Origin of the sequence: Nonomuraea salmonea (assembly GCF_042428605.1) — a bacterium.
GTDB classification, from domain to species: domain Bacteria; phylum Actinomycetota; class Actinomycetes; order Streptosporangiales; family Streptosporangiaceae; genus Nonomuraea; species Nonomuraea salmonea.
Map to the genome: position 1 here is coordinate 55,482 of NZ_JBHMCF010000064.1, position 20,504 is coordinate 75,985.

Annotated in this window: 19 protein-coding genes; 6 read left to right on the forward strand and 13 right to left on the reverse strand. The window is 71.4% G+C overall.

Annotation, left to right across the window (positions count from 1 at the left end):
• Positions 1-9: 9 nt before the first annotated feature.
• Genes ACFFR3_RS49175 through ACFFR3_RS49200 form a run of 6 tightly spaced genes read right to left on the reverse strand, consistent with a single transcriptional unit; the run spans position 10 to position 6,283 of the window.
• Entirely contained in the window at positions 10-1,167 is a 1,158-nt protein-coding gene (locus tag ACFFR3_RS49175; protein ID WP_364376627.1) for a lipid-transfer protein, read from the reverse strand.
• Entirely contained in the window at positions 1,164-1,550 is a 387-nt protein-coding gene (locus tag ACFFR3_RS49180; RefSeq protein WP_364376630.1) for a MaoC/PaaZ C-terminal domain-containing protein, read from the reverse strand. The genes ACFFR3_RS49175 and ACFFR3_RS49180 overlap by 4 nt, the downstream gene beginning before the upstream one ends.
• On the reverse strand, positions 1,547-2,452 hold the full coding sequence (locus ACFFR3_RS49185) for a bifunctional MaoC family dehydratase N-terminal/OB-fold nucleic acid binding domain-containing protein (protein ID WP_379485457.1): 906 nt from the start codon (positions 2,450-2,452) through the stop codon (positions 1,547-1,549). Before ACFFR3_RS49185 ends, ACFFR3_RS49180 begins: the two co-directional genes overlap by 4 nt.
• Positions 2,449-3,603, reverse strand: coding sequence for an acyl-CoA dehydrogenase family protein (locus ACFFR3_RS49190; protein ID WP_379485458.1), 1,155 nt, complete (start codon positions 3,601-3,603; stop codon positions 2,449-2,451). Before ACFFR3_RS49190 ends, ACFFR3_RS49185 begins: the two co-directional genes overlap by 4 nt.
• On the reverse strand, positions 3,603-4,604 hold the full coding sequence (locus tag ACFFR3_RS49195) for an acyl-CoA dehydrogenase family protein (RefSeq protein ID WP_379485459.1): 1,002 nt from the start codon (positions 4,602-4,604) through the stop codon (positions 3,603-3,605). Before ACFFR3_RS49195 ends, ACFFR3_RS49190 begins: the two co-directional genes overlap by 1 nt.
• 2 nt (positions 4,605-4,606) lie before the next feature.
• On the reverse strand, positions 4,607-6,283 hold the full coding sequence (locus tag ACFFR3_RS49200; protein WP_379485460.1) for an AMP-binding protein: 1,677 nt from the start codon (positions 6,281-6,283) through the stop codon (positions 4,607-4,609).
• A gap of 187 nt (positions 6,284-6,470) precedes the next feature.
• Here ACFFR3_RS49200 and ACFFR3_RS49205 point away from each other — a divergent pair, with 187 nt between their 5' ends.
• The 6 genes from ACFFR3_RS49205 (at position 6,471) to ACFFR3_RS49230 (ending at position 12,135) form a co-directional block, all read left to right on the forward strand.
• Positions 6,471-7,121, forward strand: a complete 651-nt coding sequence (locus tag ACFFR3_RS49205) for a TetR family transcriptional regulator (RefSeq protein ID WP_379485461.1) — start codon at positions 6,471-6,473, stop codon at positions 7,119-7,121.
• 61 nt (positions 7,122-7,182) lie between these two features.
• Entirely contained in the window at positions 7,183-8,172 is a 990-nt protein-coding gene (locus ACFFR3_RS49210) for a sigma-70 family RNA polymerase sigma factor (protein WP_345389390.1), read from the forward strand.
• A 42-nt stretch (positions 8,173-8,214) separates the two neighbouring features.
• Positions 8,215-9,330, forward strand: a complete 1,116-nt coding sequence (locus ACFFR3_RS49215) for a steroid 3-ketoacyl-CoA thiolase (RefSeq protein WP_379485462.1) — start codon at positions 8,215-8,217, stop codon at positions 9,328-9,330.
• Between the two features lie 61 nt (positions 9,331-9,391).
• Positions 9,392-10,426, forward strand: a complete 1,035-nt coding sequence (locus ACFFR3_RS49220; protein WP_345389392.1) for an MBL fold metallo-hydrolase — start codon at positions 9,392-9,394, stop codon at positions 10,424-10,426.
• A 25-nt stretch (positions 10,427-10,451) separates the two neighbouring features.
• Complete coding sequence (locus ACFFR3_RS49225; protein ID WP_364376654.1) at positions 10,452-11,132, forward strand: FadR/GntR family transcriptional regulator; 681 nt, start codon at positions 10,452-10,454, stop codon at positions 11,130-11,132.
• Between the two features lie 55 nt (positions 11,133-11,187).
• Complete coding sequence (locus ACFFR3_RS49230; protein ID WP_379485463.1) at positions 11,188-12,135, forward strand: DNA polymerase ligase N-terminal domain-containing protein; 948 nt, start codon at positions 11,188-11,190, stop codon at positions 12,133-12,135.
• A gap of 212 nt (positions 12,136-12,347) precedes the next feature.
• Here ACFFR3_RS49230 and ACFFR3_RS49235 read toward each other — a convergent pair whose 3' ends face one another.
• From ACFFR3_RS49235 to ACFFR3_RS49265, 7 genes are all read right to left on the reverse strand, one after another.
• A complete protein-coding gene (locus tag ACFFR3_RS49235) occupies positions 12,348-13,286 on the reverse strand; it encodes an aldo/keto reductase (RefSeq protein WP_345389398.1) in 939 nt (312 codons plus the stop codon).
• Positions 13,286-14,266, reverse strand: a complete 981-nt coding sequence (locus ACFFR3_RS49240; protein ID WP_446686073.1) for an ABC transporter permease — start codon at positions 14,264-14,266, stop codon at positions 13,286-13,288. Before ACFFR3_RS49240 ends, ACFFR3_RS49235 begins: the two co-directional genes overlap by 1 nt.
• Positions 14,267-14,271: 5 nt before the next feature.
• A complete protein-coding gene (locus tag ACFFR3_RS49245; protein ID WP_364376666.1) occupies positions 14,272-15,750 on the reverse strand; it encodes a sugar ABC transporter ATP-binding protein in 1,479 nt (492 codons plus the stop codon).
• Positions 15,750-16,772: a sugar ABC transporter substrate-binding protein gene (locus ACFFR3_RS49250; RefSeq protein ID WP_345389406.1), complete on the reverse strand. Its 1,023-nt coding sequence runs from the start codon at positions 16,770-16,772 to the stop codon at positions 15,750-15,752. Before ACFFR3_RS49250 ends, ACFFR3_RS49245 begins: the two co-directional genes overlap by 1 nt.
• A 120-nt stretch (positions 16,773-16,892) precedes the next feature.
• A complete protein-coding gene (locus ACFFR3_RS49255; protein WP_345389408.1) occupies positions 16,893-17,633 on the reverse strand; it encodes an SDR family NAD(P)-dependent oxidoreductase in 741 nt (246 codons plus the stop codon).
• Positions 17,630-18,925, reverse strand: a complete 1,296-nt coding sequence (locus ACFFR3_RS49260; RefSeq protein ID WP_379485464.1) for an L-fuconate dehydratase — start codon at positions 18,923-18,925, stop codon at positions 17,630-17,632. Before ACFFR3_RS49260 ends, ACFFR3_RS49255 begins: the two co-directional genes overlap by 4 nt.
• Positions 18,922-19,767: a fumarylacetoacetate hydrolase family protein gene (locus ACFFR3_RS49265; protein ID WP_345389414.1), complete on the reverse strand. Its 846-nt coding sequence runs from the start codon at positions 19,765-19,767 to the stop codon at positions 18,922-18,924. Before ACFFR3_RS49265 ends, ACFFR3_RS49260 begins: the two co-directional genes overlap by 4 nt.
• Positions 19,768-20,504 lie beyond the last annotated feature (737 nt).

The following is a 20,504-nucleotide window of genomic DNA, read 5'->3' on the forward strand; positions in this document are numbered from 1 at the left end:
CAGGGGCGGTCAGCCGCCGGACAGGATCAGCCCGCTCGTCGGCACTCCTGTCCCGGCGGTGACGAGGACGTTGGCGACGTTCGGCACCTGGTTGGCGGCCGTCCCCCTGATCTGGCGGACGGCCTCGGCGATGCCGTTCATGCCGTGGATGTACGCCTCCCCGAGCTGCCCTCCATGCGGGTTGACCGGCAGCCGCCCGTCCAGCTCGATGCCCTCGTCCCGCACGAAGCCCGCCGCCTCGCCGCGCCCGCAGAAGCCCAGCTCCTCCAGCTGGGTCAGCACGAACGGGGTGAAGTGGTCGTACAGGATGGCCGTCTGGACGTCGGCCGGCGAGAGCCCCGACTTCGCCCACAACTGGCGCCCGACGACGGACATCTCGGGCAGCCCGGTCATGTCATCGCGGTAGTAGCTGGTCATCATCATCTGCTCGGCCCCGGCGCCCTGCGCGGCGGCCGCGATCAGGACGGGCGACCTGCGCAGGTCGCGGGCCCGCTCGGCCGAGGTGACGACCAGGGCCACCGCGCCGTCGCTCTCCTGGCAGCAGTCGAGCAGGTGCAGCGGCTCCACGATCCACCGGGACGCCTGGTGCTCCTCCAAGGTGATCGGCCGGCCGTGGAACCAGGCGGCCGGGTTCGTGGCGGCGTGCCGGCGCATGGCCACCGCCACCCGGCCGAAGTCCTCGGAGGTGGCGCCGTACACGTGCTGGTAGCGGCGGGCGAACATGGCGACCCAGGCGGCGGGCGTCATCAGCCCGTACGGCACGTGCCAGCTCATCTCCAGCCCTTGCGAGGTGGGCTGCCCGCTCAGCCCCGAGTTGGGCTGCCCGAACCGGCGTCCTGAACGCTCGTTGAAGGCCCGGTAGCAGACCACCGTGCTCGCCATGCCCGTCGCCACCGCCATGGCCGCGTGCGCGACCGTGCCGCAGGCCGCGCCACCGCCGTACTCGACGCGGGAGAAGAAGGTCAGCTCGCCGATGCCGGTCTCCCTGGCCACGGCGATCTCCTGGTTGCTGTCCTGGGTGAAGGTGACCAGGCCGTCCACGTCGGAGGGCGACAGGCCCGCGTCGTCCAGCGCCGCCAGCACGGCCTCGGCGGCCAGGCGCAGCTCGGAACGTCCCGACCGCTTGCTGAACTCGGTGGCGCCGATGCCCGCGATGGCGGTGTTCACTGGCTCTCCCCCTGGAGGAACGTGACGGTCGCGGTGGCGTGGTCGCCGAGGCTCACCCGGCCGCGCACCCGCACGGCCGGCGCGCCGTCCGCGCCCTCGACGACCGTGCCGCTGAAGGTCAGCCGGTCCCCCGCGTACGCCGGCACGCCGAGCCGTACGTCGATGGCCTTGATCACCGCTCCGGGTCCCGCCCAGTCGGTGACGTACCGCTCGACCAGGCCCATCGTGGTCAGGATGTTGAGGAAGATGTCCTTCGAGCCCTGGGCGCGGGCCAGCGCCGTGTCGTGGTGGACGGGTGTGAAGTCCATCGTGGCGAGCGCCGTCGAGATCACCATGGTCGGCGTGAGCTCGATCGTCAGCTCGGGCAGCGTCGTCCCGATCATGCGGGCTCCCATCTCGGCAGCACCAGCTCGGCGTCCATCGCGTCGAACCGCACCCGTAACCGCATCCCGACCTCCACGTCCCCGGGCGGGCAGCCCACGACGTCGCCCACGACCCGTACGCCCTCCGGCAGCTCCACCACCCCCACCACGAACGGCGTCTCCCGTCCCGGCACCGGCGGATGGTGGTGCACGACGTAGCTGAACAGCACGCCCTCACCGCTCGCCACCGTGTGGCCCCGGTTGGCGGAGCGGCAGCGCGGGCAGAGCGGGCCCGGCGGGTGGCGCCGCTCCCCACAGTCGGCGCACGCCTGAATGCGCAGCTCGCCCTGCTTCGCGCCCTCCCAGAAGAACGCGGTGTCCTCGTTCACGGCCGGCCGCAGCGGGTACGGCGTGCGCTCCTCGGCCTGTTCCCTGTCCGGGGGGCGGAACTTGAGTACGCGGAACATCATCGTGGCGACCGGCTCGTCCTCGTCGGTGTACCAGGTGACGTTCCAGGTGGTGAAGTAGCCGGTGCCCAGTGCCGTGCGCTTCGGCCCGGCGAGCCCCGACAGCCGGGTGGCGGGGGTGAGCCGCTCGCCCACCCGTACGTAGCGGTGGTAGGTCTGCTCGCAGTTCGTCGCCACCACGCCCGTGTAGCCGGCGCGGTCGAGCGCGGCCAGCAGGTCGTCGACCGGCGAGCGGTCCCTGCCGCCCGGCCCGCGCATGGTCCACACCTGCGCCATCGCGGGCGGGGCCAGGCCGCGGTCGAGGTAGACGGGGTTCGTGTCGCCCATGGCGGTCAGCCAGTGCCGGATCATGGGGACGTTGACGGGGTCGTCGGCCGGCGTGCCGCGCACCTCGCCGAGCGCCGCCTGCTTGGCGGCCAGCTCGTGCAGCTCCTCGTCGCCGAGTACCGCGCTCATCGAGGCGGCCTCGGCAGGCTCAGGCCGAGCATGGCGATCAGCTCCCGCTGCACCTCGTTCACCCCGCCGCCGAAGGTCAGCACCACCGCCCCCTTGGTCGCGTGGTCGGTGCGCTCGATCAGCTCGGCCGTCTCGGGGTCGGCCGGGTCGCCGTACCTCGCCAGCACGTCCCCCACGATCCTGCCGACCTCCTGCATGCGCTCGGAGGCGTAGATCTTGGTCGCGGACGCGTCCGGCGCGCCCAGCCAGCCGAGGTCCATGTTGGCCGCGACCTGCCAGTTGAGCAGCTCGTTCGTACGGAACGCGGCCCACACCGCGGCCAGCGCCCGCCGCACGCCCGGCTCGGCGTCCAGCCCCGTGCGCCGCGCCCAGGCCAGGAACCTGTCGTAGGTCTGCCCGATGTTGCCCGCCGGGCCGAGCGTGACCCGCTCGTGGTTGAGCTGGTTGACGATGAGGTCCCAGCCGCGGTCCACCTCGCCCACCACCATGTCCACCGGCACGCGCACGTCGGAGTAATAGGTGGCGTTGGTGTGGTGGCGGCCGTCCATGGTGACGATCGGCGTCCACGAGAAGCCGGGGTCGTCGGTGGCGGCGATCATCATCGTGATGCCCTTGTGCCGCTTGGCCGTCGGGTTCGTGCGGGCGGCGAGCCAGATGTACTGGGCGTAGTGCGCGCCGCTGGTGAAGATCTTCTGGCCGTTGACGACGTAGTGGTCGCCGTCCAGCACCGCCGTCGTCCGCAGCGCGGCCAGGTCGGTGCCCGCCTCGGGCTCGCTGTAGCCGATCGCGAAGTGGCACTCGCCGGCCAGGATGCGGGGCAGGAAGAACTCCCTCTGCCGCTGGGTGCCGTACTGCATGAGCGTGGGGCCCACCGTCTGCACGGTGATGATCGGGTACGGCACTCCCGCGCGGGCGATCTCGTTGGCGAAGATCTGCTGCTCCAGGGGGCCGTAGCCGCCTCCTCCGTACTCCTTGGGCCAGCCGAGGCCGAGCTTGCCGTCCCTGCCGAGCCGACGGCAGTGCTCCATGTACGCCTCGCCGAACGGATCATCGGCGATCTTGGCCCGGTCCTCGGCGGTCAGGCAGGAACCGAAGTACTCGCGCAGCTCGTCGCGGAGCCTGCGCTGCTCGGGGGTCAGGTCGATGAGCATCAGACGAGCGCTCCGATCAGGTCGAGCTGGGCGTCGGCGCCGCCGAGCAGGTGGGACAGGTGCTTGGCCTGGGCGAAGTAGCGGTGCAGCGGGTAGGTGACGTCGAGTCCGAGCCCGCCGTGCAGGTGCTGGCAGGTGTAGAGCGCCTCGACCGCCTCCCCCACCTGGTACGCCGCCAGCGCCAGGTCCTGCTCGGCCGGCAGCCCCTCGGCCAGCCGCCAGGCCGCCGACCACATCGCGACGTCGAGCGCCCGGCCCGCGATGTAGACGTCGGCGATCTGCATCGTCACGGCCTGGAACTCGGCCAGCGCCCGCCCGAACTGCCTGCGCTGCTTGATGTAGCCGGTCGTCAGCTCCAGCGCCCCCGCCAGCACCCCGCTCGCCTGGGCGGCGACGGCGGCCATGAACACCTGGACGGCGTCCCGCGCCCCCTCGGGCCCTGCCACGCGCTCGGCCGGAGTCGCGTCCAGCACGATCGTGGCGGCCGGCTCGCCGGTCGAGGTGTGCTCCGGCGTGCCCGCCTGGCTCTCCAGCAGGAACAGCCCCTCGTCCGCCGTCACCAGCACCCCGGCGCCGTCCGGATGGAGCACTCCCGTCTTGCGCCCGCTGACCTCCCACCGGCCGCTCACCTCGCGGGCGGTGGTGCGGGGCGGCTCGGCCAGGGGGACGCCGGGCTCGCGCAGGGCGAGGGTGAGCCGGGCGCCGGGCGGCGGCTGCCGGTCGGGGGCCGCGTGCCGGGCCATCAGCAGTTGGCCCGCGAGCACCGGCAGGGCGGGCACCGGGGCCGCGCGGGCGCCGACCTCGCGCAGCACCACGGCCATCTCCACCGGGCCGAGCCCCGCGCCGCCCGCCGCCTCGGGCACGCACACGCTGAGCAGCCCGGCCTGCCACAACCGCTCCTCGTCCCCTTCCTTCGACCCTTCCTTCGACCTCTCCATCGACAGGACATCGGCCGCCAGCTGCTTCAGCTCCCGCTGGGTTTCGTCCAGGTTGAAATCCACGTCTACGTCTCCAAGAGGTGTCGCCTGCCGTGCCGTACGAAGTCGTCCTCGATGCCCTCCACGTCCGCGTCGGTGAGCGGACGGAAGCCGTGCCGCGTGCGCCACCAGACGGGGTCGGCCGTGCGCCACGCCTCGCGGGCGAGGTGCCGCTTGATGACCTTGTGCGAGGGCGTCTGCGGCAGCTCGCGGGCGATGCGGACGTAGCGGGGCAGCGCCTTGACGCCCAGGTCACCGCGTCCGGCCAGGAAGGCCGCGAACGCCTCCGGGTCGAAGCCGCCCGCCAGCACCAGCGCCGCCATCACCTGATCCCCGGCCGCCGCGTCGGGCACCGGGTAGACCGCCGCCTCCACCACCCCGGCGAACTCGCGTAACACCGCCTCGATGGGCGCGACCGCGAGGTTCTCGCCGTCCACGCGCAGCCGTTCCGTGCCTCTTCCCGCGAAGAAGACGTGGCCGTCCGCGTCGGCGTAGGCCAGGTCGCCGGACCAGAACGCGCCGTCCCTGACCCGTTCCGCGTCCGCCTCCTGGTCGTTGTAGTAGCCGTCGAACAACCCGAGCCCTGCCGTGTTCACCAGCTCGCCGACCGCTTCCTCCGCGTTGAGCAGGCGGCCGTCCTCGATCCTGGCGGGCGGGCAGGGGCGGCCGGTGAACGGGTCGAGGATGTGGACGCCGTCGGGCAACCGGCCGAGGCAGCCCGGCGGGCCCGTGGGGTCGGGGGTGAGCGAGATGGCCGTCTCCGTCGATCCGAACGCGTCGATGACCCGGCACCCGAACCGCTCCCCGAACCGCCTGGTCGCCACCGCGCTGCCCTCGTTGCCGAACGCGATCCGCAGCGGGTTGTCGGCGTCGTCGGGGCGCTCCTCGGTGGCCAGCACATAGGAGAGCGCCTTGCCGACGTAGTGCAGGTACGTGGCGCCGTACCGTCTGATGTCGGGCAGCAGCCCCGTCGCCGAGAACCGCCGCCGCAACACCAGCCTCGCCCCCGACGCGACGGCCGGGGCGTAAGCGGCCATGAGCGCCCCCGAGTGGAACAGCGGCATCGAGCAGTAGACGGCGTCGTCGGGGCCGAGCATGGCCGCCAGGCTGACCCCGGGCACAGCCAGCTTCCGCTGCGTGACCCGGACAGCGCGTGGCCGCCCCGACGTCCCCGAGGTGAAGATCAGCATCACCAGCTCGCCACCCTGCGGGTCAGCACGCTCGTGCCTGGCGGGCCGCTCATGGCCGGCAGAGGGCGGGTGCGGAGGCGTGTTCTGGGCGAGCGGCGGGTCCTGGGCGAAGGGCGAGCCCGTATGCGCGCCCGTGGCGAGCGGGCGGGACTCCACCCCCAGCTCCCTGGAGACCTCGGTGGCCAGGTTGGTGAAGGGGGTGTCGGCCAGGAGCAAGGTGACGTCGGTGGCGCGGGCGTCGCGGATCAGCTCCGGGGCCGGACGGGTGGGGTTGAGCGCCACCACGACGTGACCGGCCAGCGCCGCGCCGCCGATGAGGAAAACCAGGTCGGGAACGTTCTCACTCAGCACACCGGCGTGCGTGCCGGGACCGTGCGCGGACAGGCGGGCGGCGGCCTCCTGACAGGCGATGACGTGCTCGCGCCACGTCCACACCCTGTCCTCGAACACGAGCCCGGGGCGGTCGTCGTGGGCGCGTGCGGTCAGCAGGGAGGCGAGCGTGTCCGCGGTCATCGCTCCTCCAGCAAGCGCTAGGTAAGCCGATTCGCAAACTAGAACAGATTCTAATGTCTGTCCAGCGGCCACCTATCTACATAAGGCCGGATATATCCGTGTAACGCCGGAGACATGGGCCTATAGGGCTGGTTTGTGACCCGCGAGTAACAAGCCGCGTCAAGAAGAAATCAGATAACGTGTTCTCATGCGTTCCACGCACGCCACCCCCGCGGCGCCCCCCAGCGACTCCGAGGGCACCATGGAAAACGGTTCCACCCCGGGCGGGCACAGCGTCCGCACCCGCAGCCAGCACCAACGCCGCAAGCGCATCGTCCAGGCCGCGGCGGCGCTGGCCTCGCGCGGCGGTGTCGAGGCCATGCAGATGCGGACGGTGGCCGAGCGCGCGGGCGTGGCGCTTGGCACGCTCTATCGCTACTTTCCGTCCAAGATGGACCTCGTCGTCGCCGTCGTCGGCGAGGAGATCGACCTGCTGGAGAGCAGCATCGAGCGGCGCCCGCCGGGTGCCGCGACCCCCGCCAGCCGCGCGGTCGACGTGCTAATGCGGGCCACCAGGGGGCTCATGCGCGAGCCCGAGCTGGCCGACGCGCTCATCCGCTCCCTCATCATGGCCGAGGTCCAGACCCCCTTCGGCGACCGCATGACCGGCCTGCTGCTGCGCGTCTCCGCCGACGGCCTGACCCTGCAGGAGGCGAGCGAGGAACAGATCGACCTGGCCGGCTCCCTGGCCAGCGTCTGGGTCCAGGAGCTGCTGGAGATGCTGCGCGGCCGCCGCACGTACGACCAGATCCAACGCCGCATCGAAACGGCCGCCACCCGCCTCCTCGCCGACATCTGACCCGCACCCCCGGAAAGGTGTTCGCGGGATTCTGTCGGTGGCGGGGGCTATACAAGGGGGTATGACCGACAAGCCGACGAGCGAGGACTTCCTCCGCCAGGCTGATCCCATGCGGCGCGAGCTGCTCGCGCACTGCTATCGCATGATGGGTTCGGTGCACGACGCCGAAGATCTCGTGCAGGAGACCTACCTGCGCGCGTGGAAGGCGTACGAGGGCTTCGAGGGGCGTTCGTCCCTGCGCACGTGGCTCTACCGCATCGCGACCACCACGTGCCTGACGGCGCTCGACAGCCGTTCCAGGCGCCCCCTGCCGACCGGGCTCGGCGCTCCCAGCCAAGAGGCCGCCGCGCCGCTCGCCCGCGACGACGAGGTGCCCTGGCTGGAGCCCGCGCCCGACGCCCTGACGGGCGCCGGCGCCGACGACCCGGCCGCGATCGTGACCTCGCGTGAGAGCATCAGGCTCGCGCTGATCGCCGCGCTGCAGCACCTCCCGCCCCGCCAGCGCGCGGTGCTGGTCCTGCGCGACGTGCTCAGGTGGAAGGCCGCCGAGGTGGCCGAGGCGGTCGGGGTCTCGACGGCGGCGGTCAACAGCCTGCTGCAGCGGGCCCGCGCCCAGCTCGACGAGGTGGCGCCGAGCGTCGACGACCCGGTCGAGCCGCTGACGTCCGAGCAGCGCGACCTGCTCGACCGCTACGTCGCCGCGTTCGAGAACTACGACGTCGACGGCCTGGTCCACCTGTTCACCGAGGACGCGGTGTGGGAGATGCCGCCGTTCACCGGCTGGTACCAAGGGCCCGAGTCGATCGCCGAGCTCACCAGGACGCAGTGCCCGGCAGAGCGCGCGGGTGATCTGCGGCTGGTCCCGGTCGCGGCGAACGGCCAGCCGGCGTTCGCCGTCTATCACCGCAAGGACGGCGTCTACGGCCAGTTCGCCATCATGGTGCTCACCTTGTCGGGCGACCGGGTCAGCCACGTCGGCATGTTCTTCGAGGAGCAGCTGTTCGAGACGTTCGGCCTGCCGCCGAAGTGGGAGGGTTCCGCAACCAAGTAGAACCAGTTACAGTCGCGCCAGAGCTTAATTCTGGAGGCGGCTATGGGCACACCCGTGATCGTCGAGGCCGTACGCACACCGATCGGCAAGCGGGCCGGCTGGCTGGCGGAGCTGAAACCGCAACAGGTTCTGGCCACGGCGCTGAACGGGCTCGTCGATCGGGCGGGCATCGACCCGGCGATCGTCGAGCAGGTGTTCACCGGCTGCGTGACGCAGGCGGGCGAGCAGGGCGGCCACGTCGGGCGGCACGCCTGGCTCTATGCCGGGCTGCCGTACCAGACGGGTGTCACCACCGTCGACGCCCAGTGCGGCTCGTCGCAGCAGGCGGTGCACCTCGCGGCGGCGCTGATCGGCGCGGGCGTGATCGAGGCGGGCGTCGGCTGCGGCGTCGAGGTCATGAGCCGGGCGCCGCTGGGCAGCAACGTGCGCCCCGCCAAGCCGCGCCCCGACGACTGGACCATCGACCTGCCCGACCAGTTCACGGCGGCCGAGCGCATCGCCGAAAGGCGCGGGCTGACGCGTGAGCGGCTCGACTGGTTCGGGGCGCGTTCGCAGCGGCTGGCGGCCAAGGCGTGGGCCGACGGGCGGTTCGAGCGGGAGATCGTGCCGGTCGGCGACGTCCGCAGGGACCAGGGCCTGCGCGAGACGACCGTCGAGGGGCTGGCCGCGCTGAGGCCGGTGGTGGAGGGCGGCCTGCACACGGCCGGCACGTCCTCGCAGATCTCCGACGGCGCGGCGGCCGTGCTGGTGATGAGCGAGACGGCGGCGCGGCGGCACGGCCTGCGGCCCAGGGCCCGCATCCTGGCGCAGGCGCTGGTGGGGGCGGAGCCGTACTTCCACCTCGACGGGCCGGTGGCGGCGACGGCCAAGGCGCTCGCGTCGGCCGGGATGACGATCGGCGACATCGACAGGTTCGAGGTGAACGAGGCGTTCGCGTCGGTTGTGCTGTCGTGGGCGAGCGTGCACGAGCCCGACTTCGACCGGGTCAACGTCAACGGCGGCGCGATCGCGCTCGGCCACCCCGTGGGCGCGACGGGCGCCCGGCTCATCACCACGGCGCTGCACGAGCTCGAACGCTCCGATTCCAGCACCGCACTCGTCTCGATGTGCGCGGGCGGCGCGCTGGCCACCGCCACCATCCTGGAACGCATCGGCTGAACGGGTATCCGGGCCTCGCAGCAGGCGCTCTTACCCACGAACCACCACGAATCGGGGGCACATGAAGACCAGGCGCAGACCGTACGCTGAGCAGCGTCCGCAGGATCTCGGCGGCGGCGTGTGGAGCGTGCCGGTGCCGATTCCCGGCAACCCGCTCGGCTACACGCTCGTCTACGCCGTCGAGTCGCCCAGGGGCCCGGTGCTGATCGACGCCGGCTGGAACCACCCCGACGCGTGGGACGCGCTCACCGGCGGCCTGGCCGCGCTCGGCATCGACGTGAGCACGGTGAGCGGGGTGGTCGTCACCCATTTCCATCCCGACCACGCCGGGCTCGCCGGGCAGGTGCGCGAGGCGTCCGGCAGCTGGATCGCCATGCACGAGGACGACGCGGCGCTGGTCAGGCTCATGACCGAGTACGCGGCCGGCGAGCACGACGACTTCCAGAGCGACATGCTGCGCCGCGCGGGAGCCGACCCCGGCGAGGCCAGGCAGGTCATGGGCACCAGGCCCGCGCCGCCCGCCCTGCCCGACCGCGAGCTGCGGGACGGCGACCTGGTGGACCTGCCGGGCCGCAAGCTGCGGGCGTTCCACACGCCCGGCCACACACCAGGACACATCTGCCTGCATCTGGAGGACGCGGACCGGCTGTTCACCGGTGACCACGTCCTGCCCGACATCACCCCGCACGTCGGGATCTATCCGTACGATCGCGACGACGTCGATCCGCTCAGCGACTTCCTGAACTCGCTGGACCGGATCGGCGATCTCTCGGCGGCCAGTGGCCCACTCGACGCTCTCCCCGCCCATGAGTGGATATTTCCGGATGTTGCGGCGCGTGCTGCCGAGATCCGCCACCATCACGAGGAGAAACTCGAACGGCTGCGCGCCCTCCTGGCCAGGCAGGCGCAGCCGCTGACCATCTGGGAGGTCGCCGCGATGATGACGTGGAACCGGCCGTGGGACGAACTGCCCCCGGTCCTGAGGGGCATGGCGGCCGGTGAGGCCGCGGCCCATCTGCGTACGCTGGAGGCGCGCGGTCAGGTTCGTCGCCACGCGGGGGTCGATCCGGTCCGCTTCCAGGCTCTAGACTCCTAGACATCCGATGTCTAGGGAGAAGAGCGTGGCGGTCACCGACGCGGCCATCGACAAGATCAAGCAGATGATCGTCTCCGGCGAGCTGGCGCCAGGAGACCGCCTGCCCAAGGAGGCCGACCTGGCCGAACGGCTCGGCCTCTCACGCAACTCGCTGCGCGAGGCCGTCAGGGCGCTGTCGCTCATCAACGTCCTCGACGTACGCCAGGGCGACGGCACGTACGTCACCAGCCTCGAGCCGCGGCTGCTGCTCGACACCATGTCGTTCGTGCTCGACCTGCACCGCGACGACACCGTGCTGCAGTTCTTCGAGGTCCGGCGCATCCTCGAGCCGGCCGCCACCGCGATGGCCGCAGAACAGATGACCGACGCCGACGTCGCGGAGCTGCGGGTGATCCTCGACAAGCTGCCCGAGCGGCCGACGGTCGAGGAGCTGGTGGCCAACGACCTCGAGTTCCACCACCGCATCGCGCAGGGCTCGGGCAACAGCGTGCTGTGCTCGTTCATCGAGAGCCTGTCGGGGCCGACCACCCGGGCCAGGATCTGGCGCGGCCTCACCCAGGAGGGCGCGATGGACAAGACCCGCGAGCAGCACAGCGCGATCTACGAGGCCATCGCCTCCCGTCAGGCCGACGTGGCACGCTCGTGGGCGACCGTGCACGTCGCGGGGGTCGAGGCGTGGCTGCGGCGAGCTCTGGACATGGACTGACACATCGGAGGATTAGCCGCGATCAGCCTGCGTGGCAGCGGGTAGTACCGGTTCTGTGCCCGACAAACTGACGCAGTATCGGAGCAAACGCGCCCCCGGCCGCACGCCTGAGCCCATCCCCGATGCCCCCTCCGGCACCCCCGGCGGCAACGCGTTCGTCATCCAGGAGCACCACGCCCGGTCCCTGCACTGGGACCTGCGGCTCGAACGCGACGGCGTGCTCGTCTCGTGGGCGGTGCCCAAGGGGCTGCCCGCCGACCCGGACACCAACCATCTCGCCGTGCACACCGAGGACCATCCCATGGAGTACCTCACCTTCCACGGCGAGATCCCCAAGGGCGAGTACGGCGGCGGCTCCATGAGCGTCTGGGACACCGGCACGTACGAGACCGAGAAGTGGTCGGACCGCGAGGTCAAGGTCGTGCTGAACGGCGAGCGGGCCTCCGGCCGGTTCGTGCTGTTCCGTACCCGGGGCAAGAACTGGATGATCCACCGGATGGGCTCGGCCGTCCGCGACCCGTTCCCCGGCCTCGCCCCCATGGAGCCGACCCCGCGTTCCCGGCCGCCCAGGGACGTCTCGGCGTACGCCTTCGAGTTCGCCTGGGGCGGGCGGCGGCTGCTCGTGCCGATCGACGGCGGGCGTACCGAGGCGGCCGGCGAGCACCCCTGGCTGCGCGGGCTGGCCGAGTCGTTCGGCAGCCGCACGGCGGTGCTGGACGGCGAGCTGGTCACGCTCGGCGGCGCGGAGCTGCTCGTCTTCTACGACCTCCTGTACGACGACGGCCACACGCTCACCGGCGAGCCCTACACCGTGCGGCGCGCCGCTTTGGAGGCGCTCGATCTGACCGGCGCCCACTGGCAGACCGCCCCATCGTGGCCCGGCGACCTGGCCCCGGTCCGCCAGGCCGCCCGCGACCAGGGCCTGCCAGGCGTGGTGGCCAAACGCCTCGACTCCCCGTACGAACCGGGCCCGTCGAAACACTGGCTCTTCCTGAAGTCCTGACCGAGAGCCCGCGCCTTGCCCTGGCCGGAAGGCCGGAAGGCCGGAAGGCCGGAAGGCCGGAAGGCCGGAAGGCCGGAAGGCCGGAAGGCCGGAAGGCCGGAAGGCCGGAAGGCCGGAAGGCCGGAAGGCCGGAAGGCCGGAAGGCCGGGGCGTGCGTGCCCGCCGCCACCCCACCCTTCCCCCTTTTCAGGGGCGAGGCCGGAGGCGAGCCGTCATAGCAGGCCTTCTGCCGCGAGGTCCGTCCACAAGGACTCGGGGACCGGGCGGTCCAGGAGGGTGGTGTTCTCCTGGACCTCCTTGGGGGTGCGGGCACCCACCACGATCGTGGCGACCGCCGGGTGGCGGAGAGGGAAGGCCAGCGCCGCCTGGGGCAGGGTGACGTCGTGGCGTTCGCAGACCGCGGCGATGCGCCGCGCCTTCACCACCAGGTGCTCAGGGGCGGGCAGGTAGTCGAAGGTGCCCGCTGGCTCGTGCGTGGCGAGCAGGCCACTGTTGAAGACGCCGGCGGCCAGCACCGCGACGCCCCGCTCCGCGCACTCCTCCAGGAGGGGCAAACCGGACTGGTCGAGCAGGGTGTAGCGACCGGCCAGCATGACCACGTCGATGTCTGTCTCGCGGACGAACCGCAGCGGCACCTGCCACTGGTTCATGCCGACGCCGACCGCCCGGATCCGCCCCTCGGCACGCAGCTCGGCCAGCGCCGGATAAGCCTCCTTGATCGCCTGCTCGGCGTGGTCGTCGGGGTCGTGGATGAAGGCGATGTCCACGCCGGGCAGGCCGAGGCGGGTGAGGGACTCGGTCAGCGACGTGCGTACGCCATCGCCGGAGAAGTCCCACACCCGTTCCAGGTCGTCGGGCTCGTCGAAGCCCAGCTCCGCGCGCCCGCCCCGCTCGGAAGGGGTGACGGTGACCGGCCGCAGCAGCCTTCCGACCTTCGTGGACAGCAGGTAACCCGACCGGCCGGTCAGCGCCGCGCCGATCCGCCGCTCCGACACGCCGAGCCCGTAGTGGGGCGCGGTGTCGTACAGGCGGATGCCGCTCTGCCAGGCGGCCTCGACGGTGGACCGCGCCTGGTCCTCAGTCACCGCGTCGTAGAGGTTGCCGATGGGCGCGCCACCGAAGCCGACGCGGGGCAGGTCGATCCGGTCCATCAATCTTGTGCCTTTCCGCCGGCGATCCTGCTGATCATGAGGGCGACGAGGATGATCGAGCCGTAGATGACCGGCTGCCAGAAGCCTGACACCCCGATGAGGGTGAGGATGTTCTGCACGAGGCCGATCACCAGCACGCCGGTGAGCGCGCCGAGGATGGTGCCCTTGCCGCCGTCCATGCTGACACCGCCGATGACGGCCGCGGCGAACACCATGAAGATCCAGCCGACGCCCTGCTGGTTGCCGATGGCGCCGAGGCGGCCGGTCTCCAGCACGCCGGCCAGCGCGGCGAGCGTGCCCCCCAGGATGAACACGCCGTACAGGACCCGGTCGACCCGGATGCCGGCGGCGCGGGCGGCGTCGAGGTTGCCGCCGATCGCGTAGAGCGCGCGGCCGAGCCGCAGGTAGCCGAGGCCGAAGATACCGGCCGCGAACAGCGCGCCGGCGATCCAGATGGCGGCGGGCAGGCCCAGCCACATGGCGCTGCCCAGGTAGAGGATCGAGTCGGGGAGCTCGAACAGCGTCTTGCCCTCGGTCGGCCCCTGAAGCAGCCCGTGCACGATGATCAGCATGGCCAGCGTGACGATGAACGCCGACAGCTGGAACCGTACGATCAGAAAGCCGTTGAACGCGCCGATCGCGGCTCCGACGAGCAGCGCCAGCGGGATCACCAGCACCCCGGGCAGGCCGATGCCGAAGCCGCCCGCCGACACCGGGATGACCAGCATCACCGCGATCGCCGGCGCGGTGCCGACCGTCGACTCCAGCGACAGGTCGAACTTGCCGGCGATCAGGATCATCGCCTCGGCCAGCACCAGCAGCGAGATCGCGGCCTGCTGCTGGAGCACGTTCGTCAGGTTGCCCGCCGTCAGGAAGGTCGGGTCGAGGAACGCGCCGACGACGAGCAGAAGCACGATCACCGGGACGAGCGTCAGATCGCGGAACTTGGCCAGCCGCACCCGGGGGGCGGGAGCCGTCAAAGCAGTCACTCTTCTATGCCTTCCATCACGGCCACGAGCTCGTGGTCACTCCAGCCACGCGGCACCTCCTTGACGACCCTGCCGTGGAACATCACCAGCACCCGATCGCAGATCCGCAGGTCATCGAGCTCGTCGGAGACCACCACGGCCCCCGCGCCGCGCTCGACGGCGTCCTCGACGGCGCCGAGCAGGGCCTGCTTGGCCTTGACGTCGACGCCGGCGGTCGGGTTGATCACCACCAGCACGGCCGGGTCGTCCACCAGCGCCCGCGCGAACACCACCTTCTGCGCGTTGCCTCCTGACAGGTCGCCCACCGGCTGGTCGGGCCCCTCGGTCTTGATGTCGAGGGAGCCGATCAACCGCTCGGCCTCGGCGCGGCGCCGCGCGGGCGAGACCGTGCCGAAGCGGCCGAGCTTGCGGGCGATCGGGAACGTGGCGTTCTCGCCCACCGACAGCAGCGGGACGAAGCCCTCGTGGTGGCGGTCCTCCGGGACGAACCCGAGCCCGGCCCGCATCGCGGCGGGCACGTCGCCCGCCCTGACCTGGGTGCCGTTGACGGTGACCGTGCCGGCGTCCGCTCTGCGCAGCCCGACCAGCGTCTCCGCCAGGCCGACCTTGCCGCTGCTCGCCGATCCGGCCAGGCCGACGACCTCGCCCGACCTGACCGCGAGATCGACGCCGGTGTAGCGGCCGGCCAGCGACAGCCCGGCGCCCTCCAGCACGACCCGCTCGGCCGGCGTGTGCTGGCGGGCCTCGTACGCCGCCGTCGCCTCGCCGGTCATCGCGGCCACCAGCTCGTCGTGCGGCAGCCCCGCGACCGGCCTGGTCAGGACGTGCCGGGCGTCGCGGAACACCGTGACGCTCTGGCAGATCTCGTAGACCTCGTCGAGGTGGTGGGAGATGTACATCATGGTCACGCCCTGCTCGCGCAGCGAGCGCATGCGCGCGAACAGGCGCTCGATCGCCGGGCCGTCGAGCCGCGCGGTCGGCTCGTCCAGGATGATGAACCGGGCGCCGAACGACAGCGCGCGGGCGATCTCCACGAGCTGGCGCTGCTCGACGCTCAGGTCGCCGGCCAGCGCCTGCGCGTCGACGTCCACCTCGTACGTGTCCAGCAGCTCCCTGGCCCTGGCCCGCAGCGCCCGCCAGTTGATCGTGCGCCCTTCCGACTGGCGGTTGAGGAACAGGTTCTCGGCCACCGTCAGCGCCGGGATGATCGTGGACTTCTGGTAGACGCACGCCACCCGCCGCCGCCAGGCGTCCCGGTCGCCGAGCGCGGGGGCGGGCTCGCCCGAGAAGCGCACCTCGCCCTCGTCCGGCCGTTGCAGCCCGGTCAGGATCGACACCAGCGTGGACTTGCCGGCGCCGTTCCTGCCGACCAGCGCGTGCGTCTCACCCTCGGCGATCGTGATGCCGGCGCCGTCGAGCGCGGTCGTCGGGCCGAAGCGTTTGACCACGTTCCTGGCTTCGACGTGGGTGCTCATCACTTGACCTGGTTGCCCCAGAGGGCCTGGTCGTCCACGTTCTCCTTCGTCACGAGCGGCGCGGGGAGCTGGTCCTCCAAGCCGTTCGGCAGCTCGATGATCGTGCTGTCGTGGTCGGTCGGGCCGGGCTTGAACGTCTTGCCCTCGGCCGCGGCCTTGGCGTAGAAGAGGGCGTACTTGGCGTACAGGTCGGCCGGCTGCGAGACCGTCGCGTCGATGTCGCCCTTGCGGATCGCCTCGAACTCCTGCGGGATCCCGTCGTTGGAGATCACGAAGATGTGCTTGGGGTCGTCGGTGGGGAGCAGCAGGCCCTTCTGCTTGAGCACCTGCAGCGTCGGCGCCAGGTGCACGCCGCCCGCGTGCATGTAGATGCCCTTGATGTCGGGGTTCTGCTCCAGGCGGGTCTGCAGCATCGACGCCGCCTTCGTGCCCTCCCACTCGGTCGGCTCACTGAACACCGTGATGCCGGGGAACTTGCTCTTCATGCAGTCGAGGAACGCCTCCGACCTGTCGCGGCCGTTGATCGAGCCGAGCGAGCCCTGGAGCTGCACCACCTTGCCCTTGCCGCCGAGCTTCTCGCCGAGGAACTCGCACGCCTTGGTGCCGTACGCGCGGTTGTCGGCGCGGACGACCATGTAGACGTTGCCCTTGTCGGGGCGGGTGTCCACGGTGACGACCGGGATCTTCTTGTTCTCCAGCTGCTGCAGCGTGGTGGCGACGGCGCCGGTGTCCTGCGGGGCCATGACGATGACCTTGGCGCCCTGGCCGACCAGCGCCTGCACGTTGTTGACCAGCTTGGCCACGTCGTTCTGCGAGTTCGTGGCCGGCATGAGGTCCACCTTGAGCTCGCCGGCCATCTGCGGGACGTACTTGATGTAGGAGTTCCAGAAGTCGGAGTCGGCGCGGGGATGGTCGATGCCGACCTTCCCGCCGCCGCCTCCTTCCGCCGTCGTGCCGCCTGAACCGCACGCGGTCACGACCGCCAGCATGGCCGCTGCCGCGACCGCCCGTCCGAACTTCATGGGGGGTACCTTCCTTAGTTGCCTGGCCCTCTGGTCGGAGGGCCGTCGGCCGGCGGCCTGCGGGGCCGCCGGCCATCGGTCGGCGCATTTACGGCCGTGCCGCCCTTCGGCGGCGGCTGTTCAGTTGGCGGGGCGCAGTCGCAGGCCCTGCATGCCGCCGTCCACCGCGAGCGCGGTGCCCGTGGTCGAGGCGGACTCGGGGCTCGCGAGGTAGGCGATCGCCGCGGCGACCTCCTCTGCGGTGACCAGGCGGCCCATCGGCTGCCTGGCGTTGAGCGCCGCGCGTTCGGCCTCGGGGTCCTCGGCCGCGTCCAGCAGCCTGCCCACCCACGGGGTGTCGGCGGTGCCCGGATTGACGCAGTTGACCCTGATGCCCTCGCGGATGTGGTCGGCGGCCATGGCGAGCGTCAGCGACAGCACCGCGCCCTTGGTGGCGCTGTAGAGGGCCCGCTGGGGCAGCCCCGCGGTGGCCGCGACCGAGCAGGTGTTGACGATCGCGGCATGCTCCGACCTGCGCAGGTACGGCAGCGCCGCCCGCGCGACCCGGACCATGCCGAGGACGTTCACGTCGAACGCCCGATGCCACTCGCTGTCCGGGTTGTCCTCGATCGTGCCCTGGGCGCCGATGCCGGCGTTGTTGACCAGCACGTCGATGCCGCCCAGCCGCTCGGCCGCCTCCGCCACCGCGGCGCGTACCGCGGCGTCGTCGGTGACGTCGGCCTTGATGCCGATGAACGGCTCACCCGGCGGATTGAGGTCGAGGCAGGCGACCCGCATGCCGCGCACCGCCAGCGCCGACGCCGCCGCCAGGCCGATCCCCGAGCCGCCGCCGGTCACGACCGCCTTCAGCGCGTCACTCATGCGTCCCTCCAGACCTCGCCGCCGGGGAAGGTGTGGGCGGCGATCGACTCCTCGCGCAGCTCCGCGCTGAAGCCGGGGCGCGACGGGGCCGCGTATCTGCCGTCCTTGATGACCACCGGGTCGACGAAGTGCTCGTGGAGGTGGTCGACGTACTCGATGACGCGGCCGTCCATCGTGCCGGTCACCGCCACGTAGTCGAACATCGACAGGTGCTGCACCAGCTCGCACAGCCCCACGCCGCCCGCGTGCGGGCACACCGGCACCCCGAACTTGGCCGCCAGCAGCACGATCGCGAGGTTCTCGTTCAGCCCGCCCACCCTGGCGGCGTCGATCTGCACGTACGACAGCGCCTCGGCCTGCAGCAACTGCTTGAAGACGATGCGGTTCTGGACGTGCTCGCCGGTCGCCACCGGGATCGGCGCGATGCCCCGCGCGATCGCCGCGTGCCCCAGCACGTCGTCGGGGCTCGTCGGCTCCTCGACCCAGTGCGGCTCGAACTCGCGCAGCGCGTTCACCCACTCGATGGCCGAACCGACGTCCCAGCGCTGGTTGGCGTCGATGGCGATCGGGAAGCCGGTGCCGCAGACCTCCCTGGCCACCCTGAAGCGCCGCCTGTCGTCCTCCAGGTCCGCGCCCACCTTGAGCTTGATCTGGCCGAAGCCCTGCTCAAGCGCCTCCTTGCAGAGCCGGCGCAGCTTCTCGTCGTCGTAGCCGAGCCAGCCCGGCGACGTCGTGTACGCCGGATAGCCGGTCTCCTGCAGCCGCGCGACGCGCTCCGCCTTGCCGCCCTCCGCCGCGCGCAGGATCTCCAAGGCGTCGTCCCTGGTCAGCGCGTCGCTCAGGTAGCGGAAGTCGATCAGCTCGACGATCTCCTCCGGCGACATGTCCGCGAGCAGCCGCCAGAGCGGCTTGCCGGCCCGCTTCGCCTTCAGGTCCCACAGCGCGTTGACCACGGCGGAGATCGCCATGTGCATGACGCCCTTCTCCGGGCCCAGCCAGCGCAGCTGCGAGTCGTTGACCAGCTCCTTGTAGAGCGCGCCGAGGTCCTCGACGTCCTTGCCGATCACGTACGGCCGCAGCGCGCCGATCGCCGCCGTCTGCACGTCGTTGCCCCGGCCGATGGTGAACGCGAACCCGTGGCCCTCGTACCCGTCGTCCGTCTTGAGCACCACGTACGCGGCGGAGTAATCGGGGTCGGGGTTCATCGCGTCGGAGCCGTCGAGCTCGCGGGACGTCGGGAAACGCACGTCGTGCGTCTCCATGCCCACGATCCGGTACGTCGAGGTCGTCATGCCTGTCCCACCGTCTGCCGCTGCCGGCCGAGGCCCTCGATCTCCAGCTCCATCACGTCACCCGCGCGCAGGTACGGCTGGCCCGGCATGCCCATGGCGACGCCGGCCGGGGTGCCCGTGTTGATCACGTCTCCCGGCTCCAGCACCATGAACTGGCTCAGGTACCGGACGACCTCCGCCACGTCGAAGATCATGTTCTTGGTGTCGCCGTCCTGGCGCAGCTCGCCGTTCACCCACAGGCGCATCGCCAGGTCCTGCGGGTCGCCCACTTCGTCGGCCGTCACCAGCCAGGGGCCCAGCGGGTTGAACGTCTCGCACGACTTGCCCTTGTCCCACTGGCCGCCGCGCTCAAGCTGGAACTCCCGCTCGGAGACGTCGTTCGAGATCGCGTACCCGGCGACGACCTCCAGCGCCTCCTCCCGGCTGCCGAGGTAGCGGGCCTCCCGCCCGATCACGATCGCCAGCTCCACCTCCCAGTCGGTCTTCACGCTGCCGCGGGGCACGAGCACCTCGTCGTACGGGCCGACCATGGTGTTGCTCGCCTTCATGAACACCACCGGCTCCGCCGGCACCGCCGCGCCCGACTCGGCGGCGTGGTCGCTGAAGTTCAGCCCGATGCATACGATCTTTCCCGGCCGCGCGATCGGCGCCCCGACCCTCAGCCCCTCGGCCTCCACGACGGGCAGGTCGCCCCGCTCCAGCGCCTCTCTGACCCGCGCCACTCCCCCGGAGGCGAGAAAAGCCCCGTCGATCTCGGGTACGCCAATGTCACGCAGGTTGCCGGCGTCGTCCATGACCACCGGCCGCTCCTGGCCGACAGGTCCTACTCGCAGCAGCTTCACACCGCATCCTTCACCTATACATCGGATGTCTCGCCTCACGATGCTGGTGCGGCAAAGTGCAACGTGTCAAGAGGCGCAGTGTCGTCCGATGTTTCCCAGCGAGCTTTGGACCGATACCTGAGAGGCAGTTGAGGCGCCACACATTCCGACAAACCACCCACTCCCTCCGACCCCGACCACCAGGCACCAGGCACGGGGCACGGGGCACGGGGCACGGGGCACGGGGCGCTGAGCACGGGCACGGGGCGCGGGGCGCGGGGCACGGCGGGGCGCGGGGCGCGGGGCGCGGGGCGCGGGGCACCGGGTACCGGCCACTGGGCGCTGGGCACTGGGCACCGGGCACCGGGCACTAGGCACTAGGCACCGGCGACCCACACACCGGCAACCCGCGACCCGCGACCGAGCATCAGCCGAGCCACCTACCTGAACCCAGGCCCCCAGGCCCCCAGCCCCGCCCCCGCCCCCGCCCCCGCCCTCGCCCTCGCCCTCGCCCTCGCCCAAGGAACATCCGGATATAACCGAAACGCCACCCGATATACCCCTTTCGCCTTTCCTTCCCGCCATCACATTCACCCCCTACCAAGCCCGCCACCAGCACCAGCGGGAGCACAGCGAAAGCCCATCGGAAGCGCACCGGGAGCACATCCGGAGCCATCCCCACTCCTCCTTGACGGGCGTACAGTGGCGTAATAGAACACGTTTCAAGTACGGTGTCGATTACCCAACCAAGCGCTTGA

Coding starts and splice junctions, on each gene's coding strand:
- ACFFR3_RS49250 (WP_345389406.1), bottom strand. CDS start 16,772: ATGAAGTTCGGACGGGCGGTCGCGGCAGCGGCCATGCTGGCGGTCGTG.
- ACFFR3_RS49185 (WP_379485457.1), bottom strand. CDS start 2,452: ATGAGCGCGGTACTCGGCGACGAGGAGCTGCACGAGCTGGCCGCCAAG.
- ACFFR3_RS49180 (WP_364376630.1), bottom strand. CDS start 1,550: ATGATCGGGACGACGCTGCCCGAGCTGACGATCGAGCTCACGCCGACC.
- ACFFR3_RS49245 (WP_364376666.1), bottom strand. CDS start 15,750: ATGAGCACCCACGTCGAAGCCAGGAACGTGGTCAAACGCTTCGGCCCG.
- ACFFR3_RS49190 (WP_379485458.1), bottom strand. CDS start 3,603: ATGCTCATCGACCTGACCCCCGAGCAGCGCAGGCTCCGCGACGAGCTG.
- ACFFR3_RS49220 (WP_345389392.1), top strand. CDS start 9,392: ATGAAGACCAGGCGCAGACCGTACGCTGAGCAGCGTCCGCAGGATCTC.
- ACFFR3_RS49235 (WP_345389398.1), bottom strand. CDS start 13,286: ATGGACCGGATCGACCTGCCCCGCGTCGGCTTCGGTGGCGCGCCCATC.
- ACFFR3_RS49215 (WP_379485462.1), top strand. CDS start 8,215: ATGGGCACACCCGTGATCGTCGAGGCCGTACGCACACCGATCGGCAAG.
- ACFFR3_RS49200 (WP_379485460.1), bottom strand. CDS start 6,283: ATGACCGCGGACACGCTCGCCTCCCTGCTGACCGCACGCGCCCACGAC.
- ACFFR3_RS49205 (WP_379485461.1), top strand. CDS start 6,471: ATGCGTTCCACGCACGCCACCCCCGCGGCGCCCCCCAGCGACTCCGAG.
- ACFFR3_RS49210 (WP_345389390.1), top strand. CDS start 7,183: ATGACCGACAAGCCGACGAGCGAGGACTTCCTCCGCCAGGCTGATCCC.
- ACFFR3_RS49255 (WP_345389408.1), bottom strand. CDS start 17,633: ATGAGTGACGCGCTGAAGGCGGTCGTGACCGGCGGCGGCTCGGGGATC.
- ACFFR3_RS49260 (WP_379485464.1), bottom strand. CDS start 18,925: ATGACGACCTCGACGTACCGGATCGTGGGCATGGAGACGCACGACGTG.